This window comes from Azospirillum sp. HJ39 (assembly GCF_041507355.1).
GTDB lineage: Bacteria > Pseudomonadota > Alphaproteobacteria > Azospirillales > Azospirillaceae > Azospirillum > Azospirillum thiophilum.
Map to the genome: position 1 here is coordinate 83994 of NZ_CP167905.1, position 20443 is coordinate 104436.

Genomic DNA, 20443 nt, shown 5'->3' on the forward strand with positions numbered 1-20443 from the left:
AACTTGTGCATGGAGGTCCTGGGGATCGCCGTCCGCGGAAGCTTAATGGCTTGCGACGATGGCGAACATAGCCGACAACCCTTATCGGGAATTAGGACAAAACAGTGTTCAAATTCCTAATAAATACTCTAAATATGTCAGATTCATTAGGATGCGGTGATGTGATGCCCGTTTTGCGCATCGCTGTTTTGCGGGTGATGCTGATCAGACGTGTGCGCCTCGGGGCTCCAGCTCAGCAATGAAGAGAAAGCAGGCTCTTGCACAACCCCGCTGTCGACGGGCAGGCCGAGACCGGAGGCGAGAAGTGCGGTGAAGCTCGTCCCTCCCGAAGCGTCCGGTGCCGTCTGCGGTTGGACGAGAACCTGTGCGGCGGAGGCGGCCTTCACGTCGAACGCGACACCGGCCGCCATGTGGGTGCTGCCGTCGGTCATCGTCATGCTGGCGGTGCCCAGGATCCGGTTGCCGGCCAGGGTGGAATCGCTCGGCGCCGAACCGGTGGCGATGGACTGGATGCCTGCTTCGGAAAGCCCCCGCAGTTCGTCGAGCTGGCTCACCCCGTCCCCGTTGTAATCCTGCCAGACCTTCAGCGTGGCGAAGGTTTCGTCGGTCGCATCCAGGCGCCCGTCATGATTGCGGTCGAGGGAGGCGAGCGCCTCCAGGCTGCTGTTGAAGCCGCTGCCGAACTGTTCCGACACAAGCTCCCGCGCGCCGTCGATCTGGCCGTTCCGGTTCCCGTCGTGAACGAGCAACGCGTTGCCCGGCCCGATCCAGCCGGTTTGGTCGGCCACCCCGTCACCGGTCACGTCGAAACGCACGCCGTCGGACAGGGCGCGCAGGGCCAGTCCGTCGCCGGCCATATCCAGCACGATGGGATCGCTGGCGACGCTGGTCAGCCTGATGTTGTCGACCCGCAGGATCGGGTTGACGCTGTTGTCGCCGGTATCGGATGTGCCGAAGCCGAGCGACAGGGTGCTGTTGGCCGCAACCACCACGCTGAAGCTGCCGCTGGCGCTCGCATCCTTCGCCAGCAGCGTCACCGTGCCATTGACGCTGACGAAGGCGAAGTCGTGGTAGGTGGCATTGTCGGTGAAGCTGAAGGACCAGTCGAAGGTCAGCGTCGTGTCCTGCGTCACCGTCACGGTGCTGGCGAGCTTCATCGCATGGCCGAGAGACGGCACCGTGCCGGTCGCCGTGGCGATGGCACCGTGGGTCAGGCCGAGGAAGTCCTCGAGCTGGACCGGCGTCTGGCCGGCCGCGGATGTGATCGTGCCTTCATGTCCGTCGCCGGTCGTCCCGACGGTCGTCCCGCCGGTGTAGGTCCAGCCGCTGAGGCCATTGTCGAAGGAGCCGTTGGGGATCAGCACGCCTGGATGCAGCGTGACGCTGTCGGCCGCAGCGGAGAAGGCGCTGCCGGCGCCGGTTTCCAACGAGACCTTGCTGCCCGCGGTTCCGCTGGTCTGGTCCCAGGCATGGATGGTCAGGGCGTTGTGGACGGTGCCGGGCACCGCTGCATTGGGCTGGAAATACAACCGGTCTGTCGAGCGCAGCAGCAGGGCGGAGTCGCTGTCGTCGACCGTGCCGACCAGGCTCCAGGTCGTGCCGCCGTCGGTCGAGAACCACCAGTGGCCGTAGGTCTCGTTGGCGCCGACCAGCGCAATGCCGGTCAGCGCGTCGGCATCGCTGTCGGTGACGTTCGCCGGACCGGTCCCGTTCAGGCCGACCAGCGCCGCCACGGCGATGCCGGCGGTTCCGGCGCCGGGAGCCGCAAGGGCTTCCGCGGCGATGGAGATCGAAAGATCTGTGTCGGCCAGGACCGGCGAAGCGTTCGGCGGCGCCACGGTGACGGCGACCGAGGTGCCGGCCGTCAGCGGTCCGCCCGCTCCGCCGCCGCCCTGGTCGTCGACCAGGACATGGATGGTGTCGGCGCCCGTGTAGGAGGCCGCGGTGTAGAGGAGCCCGTTGGTGGCGCCGAGCAGGCTGTTGATGGTGGCGAGCGTCGCCCGGATGATGACGGTGTCCGTCCCGTTGCCGGTGATGACGGCGTCCGTTCCGCCATCGGCCAATGTGAGCGTCCCATGTCCGGCGGACAGCGTGACCACCATCGGTGTCGAGCCGGCGTCTATGTCGGAAACCGACAGGCCGGTGACCGCAACGGCCACGCCCTTCACCGTCGTCAGCGATGACGTGCCGGCGACGACCTGCGGCGCATCGTTGACCGGCGTGACGCTTCCGGTCAGTTCGACGGTTTCCGCGCTGTAGACGCCGTTGCCGCCCACACCGTCCGTCAGGTCGACCCTGCCGCCGGTGACGACGGGGGTGCCGCCCTCTTCCGCCAGCCGGACGGTCAGCGCCGGGGCGGTGCCGTTCCAGTCGGCCGCCGGCACGAAGCGCAGCTTGGCGGCTGCGGCCAGCAAGAGGGCCGATCCGTCCGACACGGCTCCGACGGCCGTCCAGCCGGTGCCGGTCCAATACTGCCAGACGCCCTGCGCGGCGGTCGCCGCATTGCCGACGATGGCGATGCCGGCGAACCCGTTGGCTGCCGATCCTCCCGCCACGGCGTCGGCCGCATCGGAGAAGAGGCCGGCGAACAGGCTGGTGACGGTCGCTCCGGCCGGATCCGTGGCGTCTTCCGCGACGTCCGGCAGGGTTGCGGTCGTGGCTGTGGCGACCGGCGCGTCGTTGACGGCCTCGACGGTGCCGGCCAGCGCGATGGTGCCGGCACTGAAGCGGCTGGTCCCACCGCCGGCGGTCACGGCGACACGCTCGCCGCTGGCGAAGGCACCCAGCGAATCGTCCACCAGCCTGACGGTCAGGGCCGGCGTCGTGCCGTTCCAGTCGGCGGCGGGCAGGAAGCGCAAAGCGGTGCCGGCCGCCAGCAGCAGCCCGTTGCCGTCGCTCGCCGCGCCGACGTGGGTCCAGGCGGTTCCGGTCCAGTACTGCCACGATCCCTGGGCCGCCGTGGCGGCGTTGCCGATCACCAGCACTCCGGCGAAGGCGTTCGCCGCCGATCCGCCGGCCACCGCGTCCGTCGGGTCGGAGAACAGGCCGCCGAACAGGGTGGAGATGGTCGCCCCGGTGGGATCGGCGGTGTCTTCCGACAGGTTCGGCAGGGTTGCCGTCGTACCGGTGGCGACCGGAGCGTCGTTGACGGCGGTCACATTGCTGTCGAGCAGGACGGCGGACACGCTGTAGGGCGTCGTTCCGCCGACGCCGAGGCTCTTCAGGTCGACACGGCCGCCGCTGACGATGGCACCTTGGGAATCGTCGGCCAGTCGCACCATCAGGCCGGGGGGCTGTCCGTTCCAGTTGGCGACGGGAAGGAAGCGCAGCATGGTGTCGGCGGAAAGCAGCAGTGCGTTGCCGTCCGACGCCGCGCCGACCGCGACCCAGCCGTCGCCATTCCAGTATTGCCACTCTCCCTGGGCGGCGTTGCCGGGATTGGCGACCACGGCCACGCCGGCGAAGCCGTCGCCGGCGTGGCCGAAGACCGCGTCGCTTGGATCGGAAAACAGCTTGCCGAACAGCGAGAGAATGCTGGCGCCGGCCGGGTTGGCGTTGTCCTCCGCCACGGCATCCAGGACCGCATGTACGCCCGTCGCCACCGGGGCGCCGTTGACGGGGGTGATCTCCACGGAAAGCTGCGCGAGCTCCGACGATAGGGGAGTCGTTCCTCCCGTGCCGGCAATCGCAAACAAGCGGTGCCCGGCGCTGCTGAAGCCGCCGGCCCATTCATCTCCCACCGCCCGAAGGTCCAGGGCGGGAGCCTGCCCGGAGGCGCCTGCCGCGGGCAGGAAGCGGAGGAGGGCATTGCCCGGCAGCACGAGCGCCGCCGTTTCGGCCACCGGTCCCACGGCCAGCCAGCTGTTGCCGTCGACGCTGTACTGCCAGATGCCGAGCGCAGAGCCATTGTTGGCCACGACGGCGACGCCGACCACGCTGCCGCCCGTCTCGCCTGGGCGGAACATCGATTCGATCAGGTGGAAGACGGTGAATCCGGCGGGAGCGGTCGTTCCCTCGGCAACTGCCAGCGCCTTCGCCAGGGCCGCCGCGTCGAAGGACGACGACAGGGTCGGCGCCACGGCATGATGTTCGGCCGGAAGGCCGGGGGTGGAGGGAAGCGTCGGCGTGTTGCTTGGCGAACCGGTGCTTCCGGTGTCGGATGCCGCGTTTTCGAGGGCACGAACCGCCGCCTGGACCGTCCGCTGCTGGCTTTGCGCGGCAACGGCGAAGGCGTCGGTGGTGTTCAGCGCCTTGGTCGCCAACGGTGTGGAAACCGCCGGCCGTGCGTCCGAGGATGTGATGGCGTGGGCGGACGTGTCGCCCGCGGTTTCCTTGGCCGCCGTGCCGGCCTGCTCGAAGCTGATGGCCTTGAGCGCAGCCTCGCTCATCGCCGCCTGCTTTGCCGCCGGAGGAGAGGAGGGGTCCGGAGCCGGGGACGTCCCGTCGGCGGACGCTTCGGCCGCTTGCTTGTCGCCTGCGCTCTCCTTGGCATCGCCCTTGGCTTCGCTTTTGTCGTCGGCCTTGCCGTCCTCCTTTGCGTCCTTTTCCGGTCCCCCGTCTTCCTTGCCGTCCTTCGCCTGGGCGTCCGCCACCTGTTCGGCGGCCTTGCCGTCCGTGCTTTCGCTCTGCTGCGGGGAGTCCCCGGCGGCCTTCTTGCCATCGCCGGGTTCCTTGGCGGCGGCCTTGTCCGGGTTGGCGAGGTCGGCCATCGCCTTGTCCTGCGGAGACACCGGGACTTCGCTGGCACCGGCGTTCTGCTGGACGGTTTCGGTGGCCAGACGGGCCGCAGCCAAGGCCTGCCCGGCCGGCCGTCCCTCCGCCAAAGCCTGTCCCAGTGCCGCGCTGAACGTGGCGCCGCTTCCACCGAGGGCCTGGACGGCTTGCTGGACATTCTGCCCGCTGGCGAGCGCCGTGACGAGCGGATCGGCCTTCACGCCTTTCATCGTCTCGGCCGACAGGGCGGACACCGTGGCGACATCCTGCCTTGCCGCGCCCAATGCCCCGGCCGGCTCATGGCCAGCCGATAGTGCGCTTCCCAACGCCTGTCCGAAACCGCCGGATGCGTTCGCGTCGATGCCGGCGGCCATGGCGAAGGATTTGACGGTCTCGGCCACGTCGCGGCCGGATGCAAGCGACGCCACCAGCGCGTCGGTCGGTTTCGGCGGCACGACGGCGGCATTCTGGCTGGCCGTCATGTCCGATTGCGCCCTGACCGACGCGCCGAGCGCTGCATCGGGCGCTCCGCCGCGGGCCAGCGCATCGTTCAGGACGCTCGCGAAGGCAGGGCCGCCCATCGAATTGCGGGCCTCCGCGCCGCCGGTCGCCAGCGTGGCGAGCATATGGTCGCCTTCGGATTGCGCAACCGAGGCGGAGTGGGCGAGGGCCTCGCTGCTGGCGCTCAGTTCCCGGGCTGCGGTCACCGCTGCGTTGGCCTCCGCGCCGCTGGACAGCGCCCGTTCGAGCGTATCGGCGAAGTGGCTGTTCTGATTGCTCCCCAATGCCTTGACGGCGTCCTGGACCCCGGTGCCGGAGGCGAGTGCGGTGGTCAGTTGGTCGACCGGAGAGAGGGGGGCGGCTGGAGGAGGCGTCTGGGCCGTCGGCGCGTTCAGGGCCTGCGACAGGGCGGCAATCGGGTCCGCCGCCCCCGCCGGTCGGGCCAGCGGGTCCATCACGCCGTTGAACAGGGCGGCGGACAGGTCGGCTGCCGCGCCCGGGGCGGACAGTGACTGCGCGTTCATTCCCTGGCCTTGCGCCAATGCTGCCGCCACCCGCTGCTCGCCGGTCAGGGATGCCGCGTCCTGCGTGGCCTGGGCCATGCGCGCTGCGGCACCCGCGGCGATCCGGTTCGCTTGGAGGATGGCAGCATCGGGCGTGGCATGCGCGCCGAGCCCATTGGCGAAATCGTGCATCCAGCCTTCCGCCAGCGTACCGGCGGCGTTTCCAGGCAAGCCTTGGCTGCTCAAGGCTGCCGCAATCTTCTCCTGCACCGACAGAAGCGCTCCCGCATTCCCGCCCAGCAGCGTCCCCGCCGCTTCCGAGGCGAGCGCCTCAGGGATGGTCAGGAGCGGTGCGGACATGGTGTCGGCCTTCAGAGGCTCTGTCATCACGGCCCTTTCGTGGGTGCAGAAGCTGCCAGTGCAAACAGGTGATAGCACCGCGATTCTCTGAAGAAAATCTGAACGCCGCTGAATATGTGGGTATGGTGCCTTGGCGCCTCCACGATAAATCCATACTTGGAATAGGTCTTTCCGGTCGGCAAAACGCGATATTCAAATCGCGTTTCCCACTCCGGACGGTGTCTTCACGGTTGCGTGTAACACGACCGTCGCCGCCGCTTCATCATAGAGTCGCGCAGTTCGGGCATCACCAAGGGAGAACTAACGGGAGGATGGCACATGGCCTTGCGGACTCTGAACGCCGCTCCAGCCCCGACGGCTTTCCCTGCCGTGGCGCGCTTCGAGGTGCGGCTGGCCGCGGGCGCTCGCGAAGTCGATGCCGCGCAGGCCCTGCGCCACCGCGTTTTCCACGATGAACTCGGAGCAACGCTTGCGGGCGGTACTCCTGGTCGTGATGTGGACGCCTTCGACGCGGTCTGCGACCATCTCATCATCATCGACCATGGGACGGGGGGCGCGGTCGTCGGCACCTACCGTCTTCTGCGCCGCTCGGTGGCGGAACGACATGGCGGCTTCTATTCCGCCACCGAGTTCGACCTCGCTCCCCTGCTCGATCATCCCGGCGAACTGCTGGAACTTGGGCGGTCCTGCGTCGATCCGGCTTACCGCAGCGGGGCGACCATGCAGTTGCTGTGGCAGGGCATCGCCACCTACATCCTGCGGCACGACATCTCGCTGATGTTCGGGTGCGCCAGCCTGCCCGGCACGGACATCGACGCGCTTGCTCCCACGCTGGCCTATCTGCACCGCCATCACCTTGCGCCGCCGGCTCTCCGGGCCAGGGCCCTGCCAGGCCGCCGCGTTGCGCTGGACCGCTTGCCGACGTCCGCCGCGTCGGGAGAGACGGTGGTGATGCAGCTGGGCGCCCGCACGGCCGCGGCGGGGCTTCCGCCACTGCTCAAAGGATATTTGCGGGTTGGTGGCTATATCGGCGATGGTGCCGTCATCGACCAGGCGTTCAACACCACCGATGTCTGCCTCATCGTCCCGATGGATGAATTGTCGGGCAAGTACGCCAGGCATTTCCTGAACCGCGCCCACTGATGCCCCCGTCCAAGGGTGGGCCGATGCGCGGAAGGCGAAACATCGACAATGTCCGTAGTTTCAGCACCACCTATTCGGAAGCGCGAGCCAAGTTCCGAGCGGCTGCGGAAGCGGTCGAAGCCGATGTCGAGAGCTTCGTCAGTCCGGTGTCGGGGCCGGACGGCGAGGCCTTGTCTGTCGATGTCGCCTGGATCGGACCGCGTGACGCCGAGCGCGTGCTGACCCTGATTTCCGGAGTCCACGGCGTGGAGGGGTATTGCGGCTCCGGCGCACAAATCGACTGGCTGCAAAGCGGCGAAGCCGCGAGGATGCCGGAGGGCACGGCAGCACTGCTCATCCATGCGGCCAACCCCTATGGCTTTGCCTGGACCCGCCGCGTGACCGAAGAGAACGTCGACCTCAACCGCAACTGGGTGGATTTCGATGCTCGTCTTCCGGAGAACCCGGACTACGAGATGCTGCGCGAAGCGCTGACGCCCAGGGAATGGACCGCGAAATCGCGGGCGGCCAGCGCCGGGATGTTCGGCGCGTACATTGGCGCACACGGGCTTTCCAGGTTCCAGGCCGTCGTTTCCAGCGGGCAATACACCGATCCCAGGGGATTGTTCTATGGCGGCCGGAAGCCTACCTGGGCCCGACGGACGCTCTCCGGCATTCTGACCGGCCGCCTGTCCACTGCCCGCCGGGTGGCGGTCATCGACTACCACACCGGGCTGGGGGCGTGGGGTATCGCCGAGGAGATCGTCAGCGAACGCCGCGACACCGCCGCCTTCGCACGGGCGGCCCGCTGGTTCGGCACAGGCGTCACATCCAGCGTGGACGGCGGCTCCGTTTCGGCCGACCTGTCGGGTGACGGCATGATCGGCATCCCTCGCCTGCTGCCTCACGCGGAGGTGACGGCGATCACGCTCGAGTTTGGTGTCCGCGCCCTTGAAGACACGTTCGACGCCTTGCGCGCGGATGCGTGGCTGCACCGGCACGGAGCGCCCGCCTCGACACAGGGACAACGGATCCGCAGCAAACTGCTGGCCGCCTTCTACGACCATTCCGCTGTTTGGAAGGGCATGGTCCTCGGTCAATCGACGCCTGTCATTCGGCGAGCCCTGGCAGGACTCACCCGGTCCAATTGAGATCCTGAATTGGGCCGGGTTCGTCGGAGGCGCCGATGCCAGGGCCGGGAAGTTCTGCCGTCTGACCCGGATATCACACGTTGAAGATGAGCTGCGCTTCGCACCGGCCGTCGCGGACAGTGCAGCGGACGGCGTTGGCAACGCGCCCGATCAGAAAGGATGCCAGGCGCTGGGCGCCGTCGTCCGAGTCCAGGATTTCCTCCGGCGTCGGGCGCTTGGTTTCGACGGTCAGCGGCAGCCCGCGATAGACGATCGTCACCGAGAAGGTGAACTCGTCGAAGCGTGTCCGCAACTCCACCGGACAGGCGCCCCCGGCCTCCTCCATCACCATCCCGTTGCCGACCAGAAGGTCGAAACTCTCCTGCAAGGCGAAGCGGACGCGGTGGGCGGTCTGCAATTCCACGGCCCACAGCTTGCCCTGCTCCTCGACGATGTCGGCAAGCTTCTCCGCCGACAGGGTGGCGAGGTCCAGTTTCAGATGGCTGCGCGCGCCGGTGCCGATGCGCAGGACCGCGTTCAGGATCAGCACCAGCGCCACCGCGACCGTCAGCGCCGACCCGACCCAAGGCTGGAGCCAGCCGGGCAGCGTCTCGAAGAAATGCGGATCGACCAACCGGGCAAGGCCGAAGGACATGGCGATGCCCAGTCCGAAGATCTTGCGCGAATCGAGCAGGCGGGAACTGATGACCTGGATGCCGTTCATCACCAGGAAGCAGCCGCTGGACAGCAGGGCCGCGCCGATGACCGGCGGCGGCATGATCAGCAGGGCGGTTGCGACCTTCGGCGAGAAGGCGAGCACGATCAGCAGCCCGCCGATGCCGAAGCCGATGGCCCTGCTGGTGGCGCCGGTCGCGACCGACAGGCCGACCGCGCTGGACGTCGCCGCCTGCCCGACGCCGCCGATCAGGGCGGCGGCGATGTTGGACAGCCCGTCGGCCAGGATGCCGCGACCGATGTTCGCCATGTCCGGGCGCTTCCATTCGGCGTCGTTGGCCTTCTGGGCGGCGGTCACGGCACCCACCGAACTCAGCGTGATGGCGAGCGAGGTGATGACGAAGGGCAGGATCAGGTCGAAGTCGAAAGCGAGCCCGAAGCGCCCCGGCTGCGGCAGGGCGAACATCGGTGCCGCCGACATCTGGTGCATGTTCTCCGGCGTCAGCCAGCCGTCGACGATGCCCAGCACATAGCCCGCGGTCACGCCGATCAGCGAGCAATAGAGCTGGAGCTTCTTGGTGCCCCAGATGTTCAACCCGACGATCAGCGCCAGGATCGGAAGGCCGAGCGCGGCGTAGTGGGCATAGGCGCCATCCGCTCCGCCCATGCCCAGCAGCTGGCGCAGCGCCAGGATCATCACCGTCATGCCGACCATGAAGACGACGAAACCGGCGATCTCCGTCGGAAACAGCGGGCGCAGCCGATGGATGAAGCGCGACAGCACCACCACCAGAACCCCGCTCATCAGGCTCATGCCGAACAGAAGCGGCAGCCCGCCCTTTGCCAGCGCCAGGGCGGCCGGCGGCAGCATGATCGTCGTGGTCGTCGCCGGCACCATGAATCCCGACCCGATGCCGCCGCGTCCCAGGCATTGCAGGATGGTGGAGATGCCGCCGGCGATCATCGTCAGGCAGATCAGCTCGCTGCCGGTCTCGGCATCCAGGTTGGCGAGCTTCGCCACCGTCACCGACACCACCAGGAAGATCGCGACCAGAGCGAAATGCTGAAGGGACAGCAGCAGCAGGGGAATGGGCGGCGGGTTCTCGCTCACCCAATAGGTCAGTTCGGACGGGCGCTTCGTCATGTGGGCTCGCAATCGGAGGGTATCATCGGGCGACGCCGGGTCGGGGCGGCATGCGGGGCAGGGGATCGGCGGGCAAGGGGGCAAAGGGGGCAAAAAGGGGCGAGGGGATCAGGGGGATCGAGGGGGTTCCGACAGGGCATGGGACAGCAGGCCGGCCAGCTTCTCCGTCAGCGGATGGGCCAGCCGCAGCAGAAGTTCGTCCGGGACCAGTCCGGCCATCCAGGCGGCGATGCCGATCAGGATGGCGGCCATCGACAGCGTGACGATGGCCTCGGCCAGCCACACCACCAGCCGGATCGGCGCCGTCGTCACGCGCCAGATCCAGACCGCTCCGGTCCCCGCCGCATGGAGGGTGTCCCGGATCGATGGGTGTTCGGCTTCCTGGGGACGGGAGCCGCGGGGCGGGTCGGAGGAGGTCATCGCATCGGCCATGATCGAGCAGCGTCGGGAAAAGCGGGCGAGCGGCAGGGCGAGCGGCCCGGCGGCCATCCCGGACATCGCCCCGGCCAGCCGCGACAGGCCGTGCAGCGGCCGCGACAGCATGTGCGGTTCGGCGGTCATGGCAGCCACGGGGACAGCGTATCCGACACCGGGCGCGCGGCTGTCGCGAACCCGGTCCCGCCATATGCGGATCCGCTCGCAAGGCCTCCCGCCGCGCGACCCTGCATGGCCCACTGCGCCGTCCATGCCGGCGACGTCCAAGCCTGAGTGGGCCAAGCCTGAGTGGGCGCGGCCTGAGGAGCCCAGGCCTGAGGTGCGCGGCTCGCCGCCGGACGGCTGCCCGCGGGCGGGCTGCTGTCGTAGGGGGTGTTGAAGGGCAGCCAATCCTGCGGATAGGCGGCGCGGATCCGCCGGACATAGTCCCGCGTCTCCTGGTAGGGCGGCACGCCGCCATGCTGTTCCACCGCACCTTCGCCGGCATTGTAGGCGGCGACCGCCTTGGTGACGTCACCCTGGAAATTGTCGAGCAGCCAGCGCAGATAGCGCATGCCGCCCCGGATGTTGTCCTCGGGATCGAACACATCGACGACGCCGAAGCGTTGGGCGGTGGCCGGGATCAGCTGCATCAGTCCGGCTGCGTTCTTCGGCGATACGGCGTCGGGGCGGAAGCGCGATTCGACCGAGATCATCGCCAGGACGAGGTCGGGATCGAGGCTCAGCTCGACCGCATGGCGGTTCACGATCTCGCGCACGGCTGCCGGCGCATCCGTGCCCAACCCGGGGCGCCCCATGCCCGCGGCGCCGGGGGGGCGCTGCCGGACCATGGGGCTGCCGAACCGGGCCGGCATCGCCGCCGGCATGCCAAGGGCCATGCCGCGTGGAAGGCCGTTCCCCGTCATGCCGGGAAAAGTGCCCAGGGCGGACCAGTGCGCCCCGGCACCCATCAGCCCCGGATCGGCCGGTGGCGGTGCCTCCTTCGGCGCCGGAGCCGGCGGCGCGGCCGGCGATATGGCCGAAGGGGCGGGCGGCTGCCCGGCGGACGACGCTGCCGGCTGCGGGGGGGACGGCGCTGCCGGGGCAGGCGGAACGGGAAGCGGGATGGCGACGGCATCCTTGCCGCAGGCCGGCCGCACCGGTGTCGTCGGACCGATGCTGTCGAGCAGCTGGGCGGCATCGGCATTGCCGCGCTCCCGTGCCACCCGCAGCCAGGCCGCCCCCAGTTCCGGAGACAGCGGCACGCCGGCCCCCGTCAGATACAGCCGCCCCAGCTGGAAGGCCGCCAGGGTATTCCCGTTGCTCGCCGCCCGGCAAAGCCATACCGGGCTGGTGGGAGGGGCGGGCTTGCGAGGCTTCGCCGCGGCTGCCGGCTTGGCGGTTTTGGCCGGCCCGGCCTTTTGGGCGGGTGCGTGCTTTGCGACCGCCGGCCGTGTCGCTGCCGGCCGTTTCGCTGCAGGGCGCGTCACCGCCGGGCGTGCCACTGCGGGCCGTGTCACGGGATGGGTTGCCGCCGGCTTGCCGGCGGCCGGCGCCCTGTCCGCCGTCTGTGCGCAAGCCCCGCCGGCGGCGATGCCCGCCGCCAGCGCGATGCCGAAAAGCGCAAGCTTCCGCCCGCGGCCCATGCCCGTCGCGTCCGTCACTTCCGGCCGGTCCACTCGCGGATGCCGAGCAGCCCGTAGGTCTTGAACAGATCCTGGTCGCTGCCGATGAATTCCTGGAGCAGCTCGGACAGGTCCATCCGGCCCCAGGAGATGGCGCGCTTGACCAGATAGCCGACCGGGCTGTGCGGTTCGGTGCGCAGCAGATATTCCGCCGCTTCGTTCAAGCGGCGATAGGCGTCGTCGCGGCTGACGATGGGGCCGGGCGGGCGGTTGGGAAATTCGGAGATGCTGCCTCCGGGCAGGGCCGCCGCCGCGCCCTGGAACTGGCCGTCGCCGGCTCCCGCCGTACCGGTTTCCGCATCTTCGGTCGTTCCGTTTTCCATCCCGCCGATCTCCCTGATCACCCGAATGATCTGTTCAAGCAGCCCGCGCAGCCCGCCCATCGACGGCGCGTCGCGGCCCATCAGCGAATCGAGCTGCAGTTCCAGCGTCACGGCGTCGTTCATCAGCACGACCAGATCGCGGGCGGTGTCGGCGAAGAAGGCCGGGCTGGTCATCGACGCGCTGGCCAGCAGCCGCTGGCGCGTCATCTTCCCTTCGGCGGCCAGCCGGTCGTACTGCTTGCTGTCGCGCCGCGCCAGGCCGTCCATCTGGATGGCCTCCTCATACTGCTCGTAGGAACAGGTGGAGGCATCGGCGGTCGACGGGTCGGTGATCGGCACCTGCCGCAGCAGCACGACAAGACGGCGGTCCAGCGCGGCGAAGGGGGCGGCCCGCCATTCCGGATCGCCGTCCTCGTCCTGCGGATGGATGCCGGTCCAGTAGCGGGCGCACAGGTCGTTGAGCAGGTTGATGCCGTCGATCAGTCCGGGAATGCCGTGCAGGTGGAACAGCGCCTCCGTCAGCCAGGCGGCGATCTGCAGATCCTTGGTCCGGGACTGCAGCACCTCCACCGACAGCCGGTAGACGTCTGGCCATTGCGCGCGCTTCAGCTCCCGCTGCCAGACATCCTGCGGCAGGGTGGCATCCTCTTCGCGCTGGTATTCGCGCAGCCTGTCATAGGCGTCGTCGTAGCGCAGGCTCTCGCCGCAGGGATTGCCGCCGGGGATCGGTTCCAGCAGCGCCGCATAGGGAAGCTTCTCCACGCGGGGCCGGTGGATGCGCGGCTCGGAAGCGGCCGGTTTCATGTCCATTGGTCAAAGCCCTTTCCACCATTGCCCGGAGCCGATTCCGCCAGCCCGGGATGCCATTGTCCATAAGGAATATTTAAATCGTATTGTCGGCGGGTCGAACGGTCGTTCCCCCCGCCTCCCCGATCCGCTGAAGGCGATAGCGCGGGCCACCATCTCCGCCGCCATCTCCGCTCCCCTCCGCCGGTGCGAAGATCGCCAGGGGCGTCGGGTGGGGGAAGCGCGCCAGCAGCCTTTCCGCGTCCCGCGCCCGGATCACGCGCAGGATCAGCGAGAAGAAGCCGCGGTCCATGCACGGCTCCCGGCAGGTGCGGTGGATGGCGCGCTGGTTCATGAGCAGGACGCTGCCGGGCGCGATGACCGGCTGCCACAGCGCGACGTCGGGATAGGCGCGGGCCACCTGCCGCCACGGCAGCTCGAAGTCCCAGGGATTGCCGCCCTCCGGCCCGTCCGCCCACATCAGCCGGTCGACCGCGGCGGCGACGAGCTGGATCGTCGTGCTCTCCAGGCCGGCCGGGGTCAGCGGCATCCAGGCGATCAGCATCGGCACATCCTCCCCGAATGCCGCGCCGTCCTGATGGAAGCCCAGATCCATCGGGTCCGGACCGGCGGCGTGATGGCGCAGCCCGGAAAAGCCGGCGAGCAGGGCCAGCGGCTCGGCTCCGAAGATCTCTGCCAGCAGGCGGTTCAGCGGCGGGCGGGCGAACCAGCCCATCGCCGTCGCCGGATCGTTCCAGGGCGGCGGCATGTCGCGGATTTCCAGCCGGCCGGCCGCCACCGCCATGGCGCGGGCGCGATGCGCGTCCGGCGCCTGCGCCGCCAACCGGTCCCGCAGGGCGGGATCGGCCTCCATCGTGCGGCGCCGTTCCGCCATCAGGGCCGTCGCCTCCCCATCGAGACGGCCGAGATCGTGGGCGGGCAGAACCCCCTCCATGATCGCGAAGCCCCAGCTCAGGAAGCCGCGCGCCACCTGGGACGGGGCGGCACCCGGCCCGTGGCGCAGGCTGCCGAGGCGGATCGACGGCATCATCGGCGCCCATCCTTCCGCAGTGCCGCCAGCCAGCCGCGGACGTCGGCGTCGAAGTCGGCATCGGCGTCGGTGTTGCCGTGGGCGTTCGGCAGGGAGGGAGCGGACCGCCGGATCCGCGCGGTCGGATACCAGGCGCTGTCGGCGCGGTCGCGCGGCCAAACCCAATGAACCGGCCGGCTGCCGTCGTCCGCCGGCACCACCAGCACCGGCTTGCCGGCGGCGGCTGCCAGATGGGCCAGGGGATGATCGGGCGAGATCAGCGCGTCGAAGCCGTCGAGGAGGGCCAGCAACTCCGCCGGCGACCCGACGACGCAGCCGTCTCCATCCAGCGTCCAATCCGTTTCCGGTCCACGCTCCAATGCATCGGCATCGGCGAACCAGCCCTCTGCGCGGTCCCGCAGCCGCCATCCCTGGACCGCGACGCGAAGCCGGCCGGCGCCCGGGGGATCGTCGGAAGTCGGATCGCCGGCAGGCGGAAGGCCGAGATAGGGTTGCCAGGGCGGCAGCCCGTCCGGCCGGATCCGGAAATCGCCGGGCAGGGCGGCCAGGCTGTAGCGCAGCGTGCCGGCGTCGAAGGCGCCGGCACGCACGCGCACCGCCGCGACCCCCGGCAGGCGGGCGAACAGCGGGGCCAGGGCCGGCGTCGTCCGCACCTCCAGCCGTCCCGCCCCCTCGGCCGCCCCCTCGGCCGCCCCCTCGGCCAATGCCGGCAGGAAGCGGGCGAACAGGATGGCGTCGATCAGCGGCAACCGGGCGTCGACCACCAGGGTCGCACCCTCCAGCGGTTCGCCGCACCAGGGGGGCAGGGCGCGGAACGGCTCCTCCGCATCGCCGCCGGAGCCGCCGCCGGAGCCGCCTGAGTCACCGGGACCGCCCGCATCCATCAGCCGGGCATAGGCCGGCCATGCCCCGGCATAATCGCCCTTGACCAGCAGCGTTTCCACCCGGTGCTTTTCCGCCGGCAACAGGGCGGGGTCGCGGTCGAGCGCCTGGGCGAAGCATTTCAGCGCATCGTCCAGCTTGCCCTCCGTGCGCAGGGCCTGCCCCAACCCCAGATAGGGTCCGGCGTCCCCCGGCGTCTCCCGGATCAGGGCGATGAAGATGCGGGCGGCGTCGCGCGCCCGGCCGGCCGCCAGCAGCGCGCGGCCCCGCCACAGCTCGATACCGGGGAGCCGGGGCATCAGCGTCTTCGCCTCGTCCAGCCGGCGCAGCGCCTCGTCGGCGCGGCCCAGCGCCAGACAGTTCAGGCCGTGGTCGAACAGGGCGCGCGGGTTGGAGCTGTCGAGCGACAACGCCCGCTCCGTGGCGTCGAGGGCCGCCGCGAACCAGCCGGCCCGCCGGTAGAGCTGCGACAACCCCAGGAGCGGCGCCAGCTTCTCGTCCGCCACCCGCACCGCCTGCCGGGTGAGGGAGATGGCGGCGGCGAGGTTGCCCGCCCGTCCCAGCATCTCCGCCAGGCCCAGCAGCGGCTGGTCGCTGTCCGGAAACAGCCGGATGGCTTCCTTGTAGAGGGCGGCCGCCTCCTCCCGCCGGCCGGCCGCGTCCAGGGCGGAGGCATGGTTGCAGCGGATCGCTGGCGATTGCGGGTGCGGCCCCTCCCGTTCCAGCTGGAGGGCGCGGCGCAGGCACAGGATCGCCTCGTCCAGCCGGCCGGCGAGGCGGTGCGCGTTGCCGAGGTTGCTGTAGGCGGCGGCCGACCGCTCGTCCTGCAGCAATGCCACGCCCAGCGTCCGGACCGCGTCGTCCAGGCGCCCCAGCGTGACCTGCAGGCCGCCGAGCATGACATAGGCGGGCGTGTAGCCGGGAAACGCCCTGACCAGCTGTGCCAGGATGCCCACGGCCTGACCGGGACGGCCGGCCCGCTGTTCCTCGAGCGCCCGGTCGAGCGCATGGGCCGGCGTGTCGAACCGTTCCGCCGTCATGCCACCAACTCTTCGCAGGCGCGGACCACCGCTCCGACCGGGGAGGGTGCGCGGCGTTCGGCGATCCGCCTTGCGGCGGCGGCGGCGCGGTCGAACAGCGCCGCATCCTGCAGCATGTCGGCCAGCACGGCGCCGGCGGCCTCCGCCTCCGCAGCGCCGGCGATGTCGCGGCTCACCCCCTGCCGGCCCAGCGCACCGGCGTTCAGCCGGTGTTCCAGATGCTGGCCGACGATCAGCTGCGGCCGGCCGGCGGCCAGCGCGGTCGCGGCGGTGGCCGAACCGCCATGGTGGACCGCGATCGCATGGGCGGCCAGCATGGCATCGAGCGGCGGCGGCGTGTCGTGCACCACCGCGCCGCGGGCGCGCAGCCGCTCGCGCAGGGCGGCCGGTGCGCGGCGCAGATGGACGGCGACCGGCACGCCGGCCGCCAGGATGGCGTCCATCACCCGGTCGGTCGGCGGATAGTCCGCACCGAGATAGACGAAGGCGCCGGCCTCTGTTGGCGTGGCCGTCTGGGTGGCCGGCAGCATCGGGGCGGGCAGCGGCGTCAGCGGCCCGAGCGCCGGCTCCAGCCGCAGATCCGCATAGGGATCCAGCTCCGGCAGGGTGCAGACGAACTGCCGCCGGCCGCCCAGCAGGGCCGGCAGGCCGGGCGGCACCGGCTGGCCGCGCAGCGTCTGGAGATGCTCCATCGCCTCCAGGATGCGCTCCGTCTGCACGCCGGGCGTCGGGTCAAGTGCCGTGCCGTGCGGCGGGGATCCGAGGTCGAGCAGCGGCATGTCGTCCAGATGCAGCGGCGGCTGGGTATAGCCGTCGCCCACCGTCACCAGCGGGCAGCGGCCATACAGCGCCAGCGCCAGGAACGGGCTGCTGTCGGCGATCACCAGATCGGGGCGGATCAGCGACAGCTGGGTTTCCCACGCCGCCAGGATCGGCAGGGCACAGGCGGGATCGGTGAATCCCACCGCGTGCAGGATGTCGTTGTAGGAGCGCACCGGGACCGGCGATGCCCGCCGTCCGCGTTCGGGATTGACCGACGGCGCCTGGACAAGCGAAGTGTAGCCCAGGATCTCGGCTGCCTGATCGATGTGGCGGACCGCGAAGATCAGGTCGTGACCGGCGGCGGCCAGCGCATCGCCGACGATCTTCAGCCGGGCGGCGTGGCCGTATCCGGTGCCGAGTTCCCAGGCGAGGAGAATGCGTGCCATGTCAGCTCCAATCATGCACCAGCCGCACCCCGCAGATGCGGATGCGGCGTGGCGTGTCCTGCGGCAGGGGCTTGCCGAACAGGCCGAGGGGATGGCGGCGGCGGCCCTGCGCCTCCCGGCGCGCGATGCCGCCGCGGACGGGGAGTGGCTGCTCCTGCGCGGCGAAGCCGTGCTGGCCCAGGGCCGGGCGGGCGAGGCGGTCCGCTGGTTCCGTCTGGCCTGCCGAGGCTCCTTGGAAGATGCCCGATCCGGCGACCGGCTCGACGGTTTGGCCCGCGCGCTGGTGGCGTCTGCCAATGGGGGGGCCGATGGTGCGGCCAATGAGGCGCATCATGCGGCCCGCATGGCGCTGGCGCTCGCCCCGGCGATGGCCGACGGCTGGGCCGCGCTCGCGTCCGGCCTGGAGGATTGTGCGGCGGCGGATCGGGCAGTCGCCCGCGCGCTGGTCGTCGTTCCGGGCCATGGCGCGGCGCTGTGCCGGCAGGCGCGCGGCATCGCCCGCGCGGCAGGGGCTGCGGCAGCCTGCAATTTCCTGGTCCGCCGGGGCCGGCTCGACGCCGTCGGGCGATCCGCAGGCCGGAGCGCCGACCGGCGCTTTCTGGAGCTGCTGCACGACGCCGGGCTGCATGCCTACGATGCCGGCCGGATGGGAGAGGCGGCGGAGCGGCTGCGGCAGGTGGAGGCTGCTGCTGCCGGCTCCGCCCCCAGCGCGCTCGTTCTCGGCTTCCTTGCCCTGCGGCAATGGCGGCTGGACGAGGCGCTGGACTGGTTCGGCAAAGCGGTGGTACGCGCGCCGCGTGCGCCGGGCGGCCATGCCGGGCGGGTGCGCGCGCTGGTGGCCGCCGGGCGGCTGGGCGAGGCGCTCGACGCCCTGCGGGCCGGTTGCGCCGCGGCGCCCGGCGACCCGACATTGCTGATGCTGTTCGCCGACCTGACCATGCGGCTGCCCGGTGCCGGTTACGCGGCGGACCGCGCGCTGGTCCTCGACTGCCTGACCCGCCCCGGCATCGAACCGGAACGGATCGCCCCCTGCGCCCTCCGTCTGGCGCTGGCGGAGGACGGTCTGGAGGATTTGCTGGCGTTGGCCGGAGACCTGGACCGGGATGAGGACGGGGGAGCCGCCGCCGGAGATGCGCTGCGCGCCTGCTGGCTCCGTCCCGCCCGGCTGGCGGCGCTGGAGGGAGAATTGGCCCGCCCGCTGTTGCGGCGGATTCCCGTTCCGGACATCCGGCTGGAGCGGCTGTTGACGGCGTTGCGCGATGCCCTGGTCGCCCTGCTGGACGAGGGGATGGGCTTGCCGGCCGCGGCCTTCGGCCCGGCGGTGACGCTGGCGATGCAGGCCTTCAACACCGGCTTCGCCTGGGAGGAGACCCCGGAGCTTGCAGAACGGGCCGAGCGGTTGGCCGCCCGGCTGGCCGACCGCGCCGCCGGACCTTTGGACGATGCGGGCCGCCTGACGCTGGCGGCGCTGGCGCAATGCCGCCTCCTGCCGGAGGCCGCCGCCCGGCTGGCCGACGGCGACGAGGAGCTCGGCCGGCTGGTCGACCGCCACATCCGCGAGCCGGCCCGCGAACGCATGCTGGCGCAGCGGCTCGCCCGCAGTGAGCCGGGCGACGAGGTCACCCGGCGCGTCGCCGGACAATATGCCGAGCATCCCTATCCGGCCTGGACCGACGTCTTCCGGCCGCCGCCCCATTCGCCCGGTCTGTTCCTGCGCTGGGCGCTGCCCTGCCGCAGCGACCTGCCGGCACCGCCGGACGATCTGCGGATTCTGGTCGCCGGCTGCGGCAGCGGCATGCATCCGGTCGGCATCGCGATGCGGTATCCGCGGGCGCGGGTGGTGGCGCTCGACATCAGCCTGCCCAGCCTCGGCCGCGCCATGCGCATGGCCGAACGGCTGGGGGTGGGCAACATCGCCTTCCACCATGCCGACCTCCGCCACTGGCCGGGAGACGGTGCGCGGTTCGACCTGATCGAATGCGTCGGCGTGCTGCACCATCTGGAACGGCCGCTGGAGGGCTGGCAGGCGCTGCTGCGCCATCTGGCCCCGGACGGGCTTCTGAAGATCGGCCTCTACAGCGACATCGCGCGGCGGCAGGTCACGCGCGCATCGGCATGGCTGGCGGCGGAGGGCTACCGGCCGACGCCGGCCGGCATCCGCGCCGCGCGCGCCGCGCTGGCCCGCCATCCCGACCACAAGGCGCTTGCCGGCTGGCGCGATTGCGCCACCGCCGGCGGCTTCCGCGATCTCCTGATGCATGCGTGCGAGCACCGTTTCACCCTGCCGCAGATCGGCGAGACGCTGGACGCGCTGGGGCTGGAGTTCCTGGGCTTCGATTCCCTCGACCCGGCGCTGGCCGCGTCCTACCGCCGACACGCGCCCCAGGCCACGCCGCAGGACGCGGCGCCCGATCTGACGATGGACGACCTGCGGTGCTGGGATCGGTTCGAGCGGGATCATCCGGCGAGCTTCCTCGGCATGTACCAGTTCTTCTGCCGCCTCAGATCATCAGCAGGACGGACACCTGCGCCGGAACCAGCGAGAGGCCCGGCGCGTTCGGGCTGAGGCCGTTCTGGCCGGTCAGCCCAAGCATCTTGGCGGCGGGCGGGCCGTTGAGGAAGATGCCGAAGCTGCCGAGCAGGTGCCGGGTCGGTCCCATCACCATGCCGGAGGCGACCCCCATGTTGACGCCGGGGGTGTCGCCCATGCTCATGGGGGTGATGGTCATCAGGTTGTGGCCGGGCGCGCAGGACATCAGGATGTTCGGTGCGGTCGGGATCGCCATCGGCCCCATCGAGATGTTGGGGTAGGGGATCGGGACCGGCACGAGGATCGGGGTCAGGCAGACGTCGGGAAAGCCCAGATTGAGGCCGCCGAGCTGGCAATTGGCGAACATGGCGTGTCT

Annotated in this window: 12 protein-coding genes; 3 read left to right on the forward strand and 9 right to left on the reverse strand. The window is 70.5% G+C overall.

The annotated features are described in order from the left end of the window. Positions 1-146 precede the first annotated feature (146 nt). Positions 147-6104 carry a hypothetical protein gene (locus tag ABMY26_RS01265; protein WP_372394664.1) on the reverse strand — a complete coding sequence of 1986 codons (5958 nt, stop codon included), beginning with the start codon at positions 6102-6104 and terminating at the stop codon, positions 147-149. Between the two features lie 291 nt (positions 6105-6395). Here ABMY26_RS01265 and ABMY26_RS01270 point away from each other — a divergent pair, with 291 nt between their 5' ends. Both ABMY26_RS01270 and ABMY26_RS01275 read left to right on the forward strand, forming a co-directional pair. Next, entirely contained in the window at positions 6396-7220 is an 825-nt protein-coding gene (locus tag ABMY26_RS01270; RefSeq protein WP_372394665.1) for a GNAT family N-acetyltransferase, read from the forward strand. 23 nt (positions 7221-7243) lie between these two features. Then, a complete protein-coding gene (locus tag ABMY26_RS01275) occupies positions 7244-8350 on the forward strand; it encodes a M14 family metallopeptidase (RefSeq protein WP_372394666.1) in 1107 nt (368 codons plus the stop codon). A gap of 73 nt (positions 8351-8423) precedes the next feature. Here ABMY26_RS01275 and ABMY26_RS01280 read toward each other — a convergent pair whose 3' ends face one another. From ABMY26_RS01280 to ABMY26_RS01310, 7 genes are all read right to left on the reverse strand, one after another. Beyond that, the gene (locus ABMY26_RS01280; RefSeq protein ID WP_372394667.1) at positions 8424-10148 is read right to left on the reverse strand and encodes a uracil-xanthine permease family protein; all 1725 of its coding nucleotides are present in this window, start codon (positions 10146-10148) and stop codon (positions 8424-8426) included. A gap of 108 nt (positions 10149-10256) precedes the next feature. Then, complete coding sequence (locus tag ABMY26_RS01285) at positions 10257-10718, reverse strand: hypothetical protein (protein WP_372394668.1); 462 nt, start codon at positions 10716-10718, stop codon at positions 10257-10259. Beyond that, positions 10706-12226 carry a transglycosylase SLT domain-containing protein gene (locus tag ABMY26_RS01290; RefSeq protein WP_372394669.1) on the reverse strand — a complete coding sequence of 507 codons (1521 nt, stop codon included), beginning with the start codon at positions 12224-12226 and terminating at the stop codon, positions 10706-10708. Before ABMY26_RS01290 ends, ABMY26_RS01285 begins: the two co-directional genes overlap by 13 nt. Further along, positions 12223-13380 (reverse strand): type VI secretion system protein TssA, encoded by a 1158-nt coding sequence (tssA, locus tag ABMY26_RS01295; protein ID WP_372394670.1) that lies wholly within the window; start codon positions 13378-13380, stop codon positions 12223-12225. Before tssA ends, ABMY26_RS01290 begins: the two co-directional genes overlap by 4 nt. Before the next feature lie 73 nt (positions 13381-13453). After that, the gene (locus tag ABMY26_RS01300) at positions 13454-14407 is read right to left on the reverse strand and encodes a hypothetical protein (RefSeq protein ID WP_372394671.1); all 954 of its coding nucleotides are present in this window, start codon (positions 14405-14407) and stop codon (positions 13454-13456) included. Further along, positions 14404-16329: a tetratricopeptide repeat protein gene (locus tag ABMY26_RS01305; RefSeq protein WP_372394672.1), complete on the reverse strand. Its 1926-nt coding sequence runs from the start codon at positions 16327-16329 to the stop codon at positions 14404-14406. Before ABMY26_RS01305 ends, ABMY26_RS01300 begins: the two co-directional genes overlap by 4 nt. Next, positions 16326-17537: a nucleotide disphospho-sugar-binding domain-containing protein gene (locus ABMY26_RS01310; protein WP_372394673.1), complete on the reverse strand. Its 1212-nt coding sequence runs from the start codon at positions 17535-17537 to the stop codon at positions 16326-16328. The genes ABMY26_RS01305 and ABMY26_RS01310 overlap by 4 nt, the downstream gene beginning before the upstream one ends. Here ABMY26_RS01310 and ABMY26_RS01315 point away from each other — a divergent pair. Continuing rightward, positions 17536-20103: a methyltransferase domain-containing protein gene (locus ABMY26_RS01315; RefSeq protein WP_372394674.1), complete on the forward strand. Its 2568-nt coding sequence runs from the start codon at positions 17536-17538 to the stop codon at positions 20101-20103. The genes ABMY26_RS01310 and ABMY26_RS01315 overlap by 2 nt on opposite strands. On the opposite strand, the gene ABMY26_RS01320 is transcribed toward ABMY26_RS01315, so the two are convergent. Next, positions 20039-20434, reverse strand: coding sequence for a DUF4150 domain-containing protein (locus ABMY26_RS01320; protein WP_045583208.1), 396 nt, complete (start codon positions 20432-20434; stop codon positions 20039-20041). The genes ABMY26_RS01315 and ABMY26_RS01320 overlap by 65 nt on opposite strands. Positions 20435-20443 lie beyond the last annotated feature (9 nt).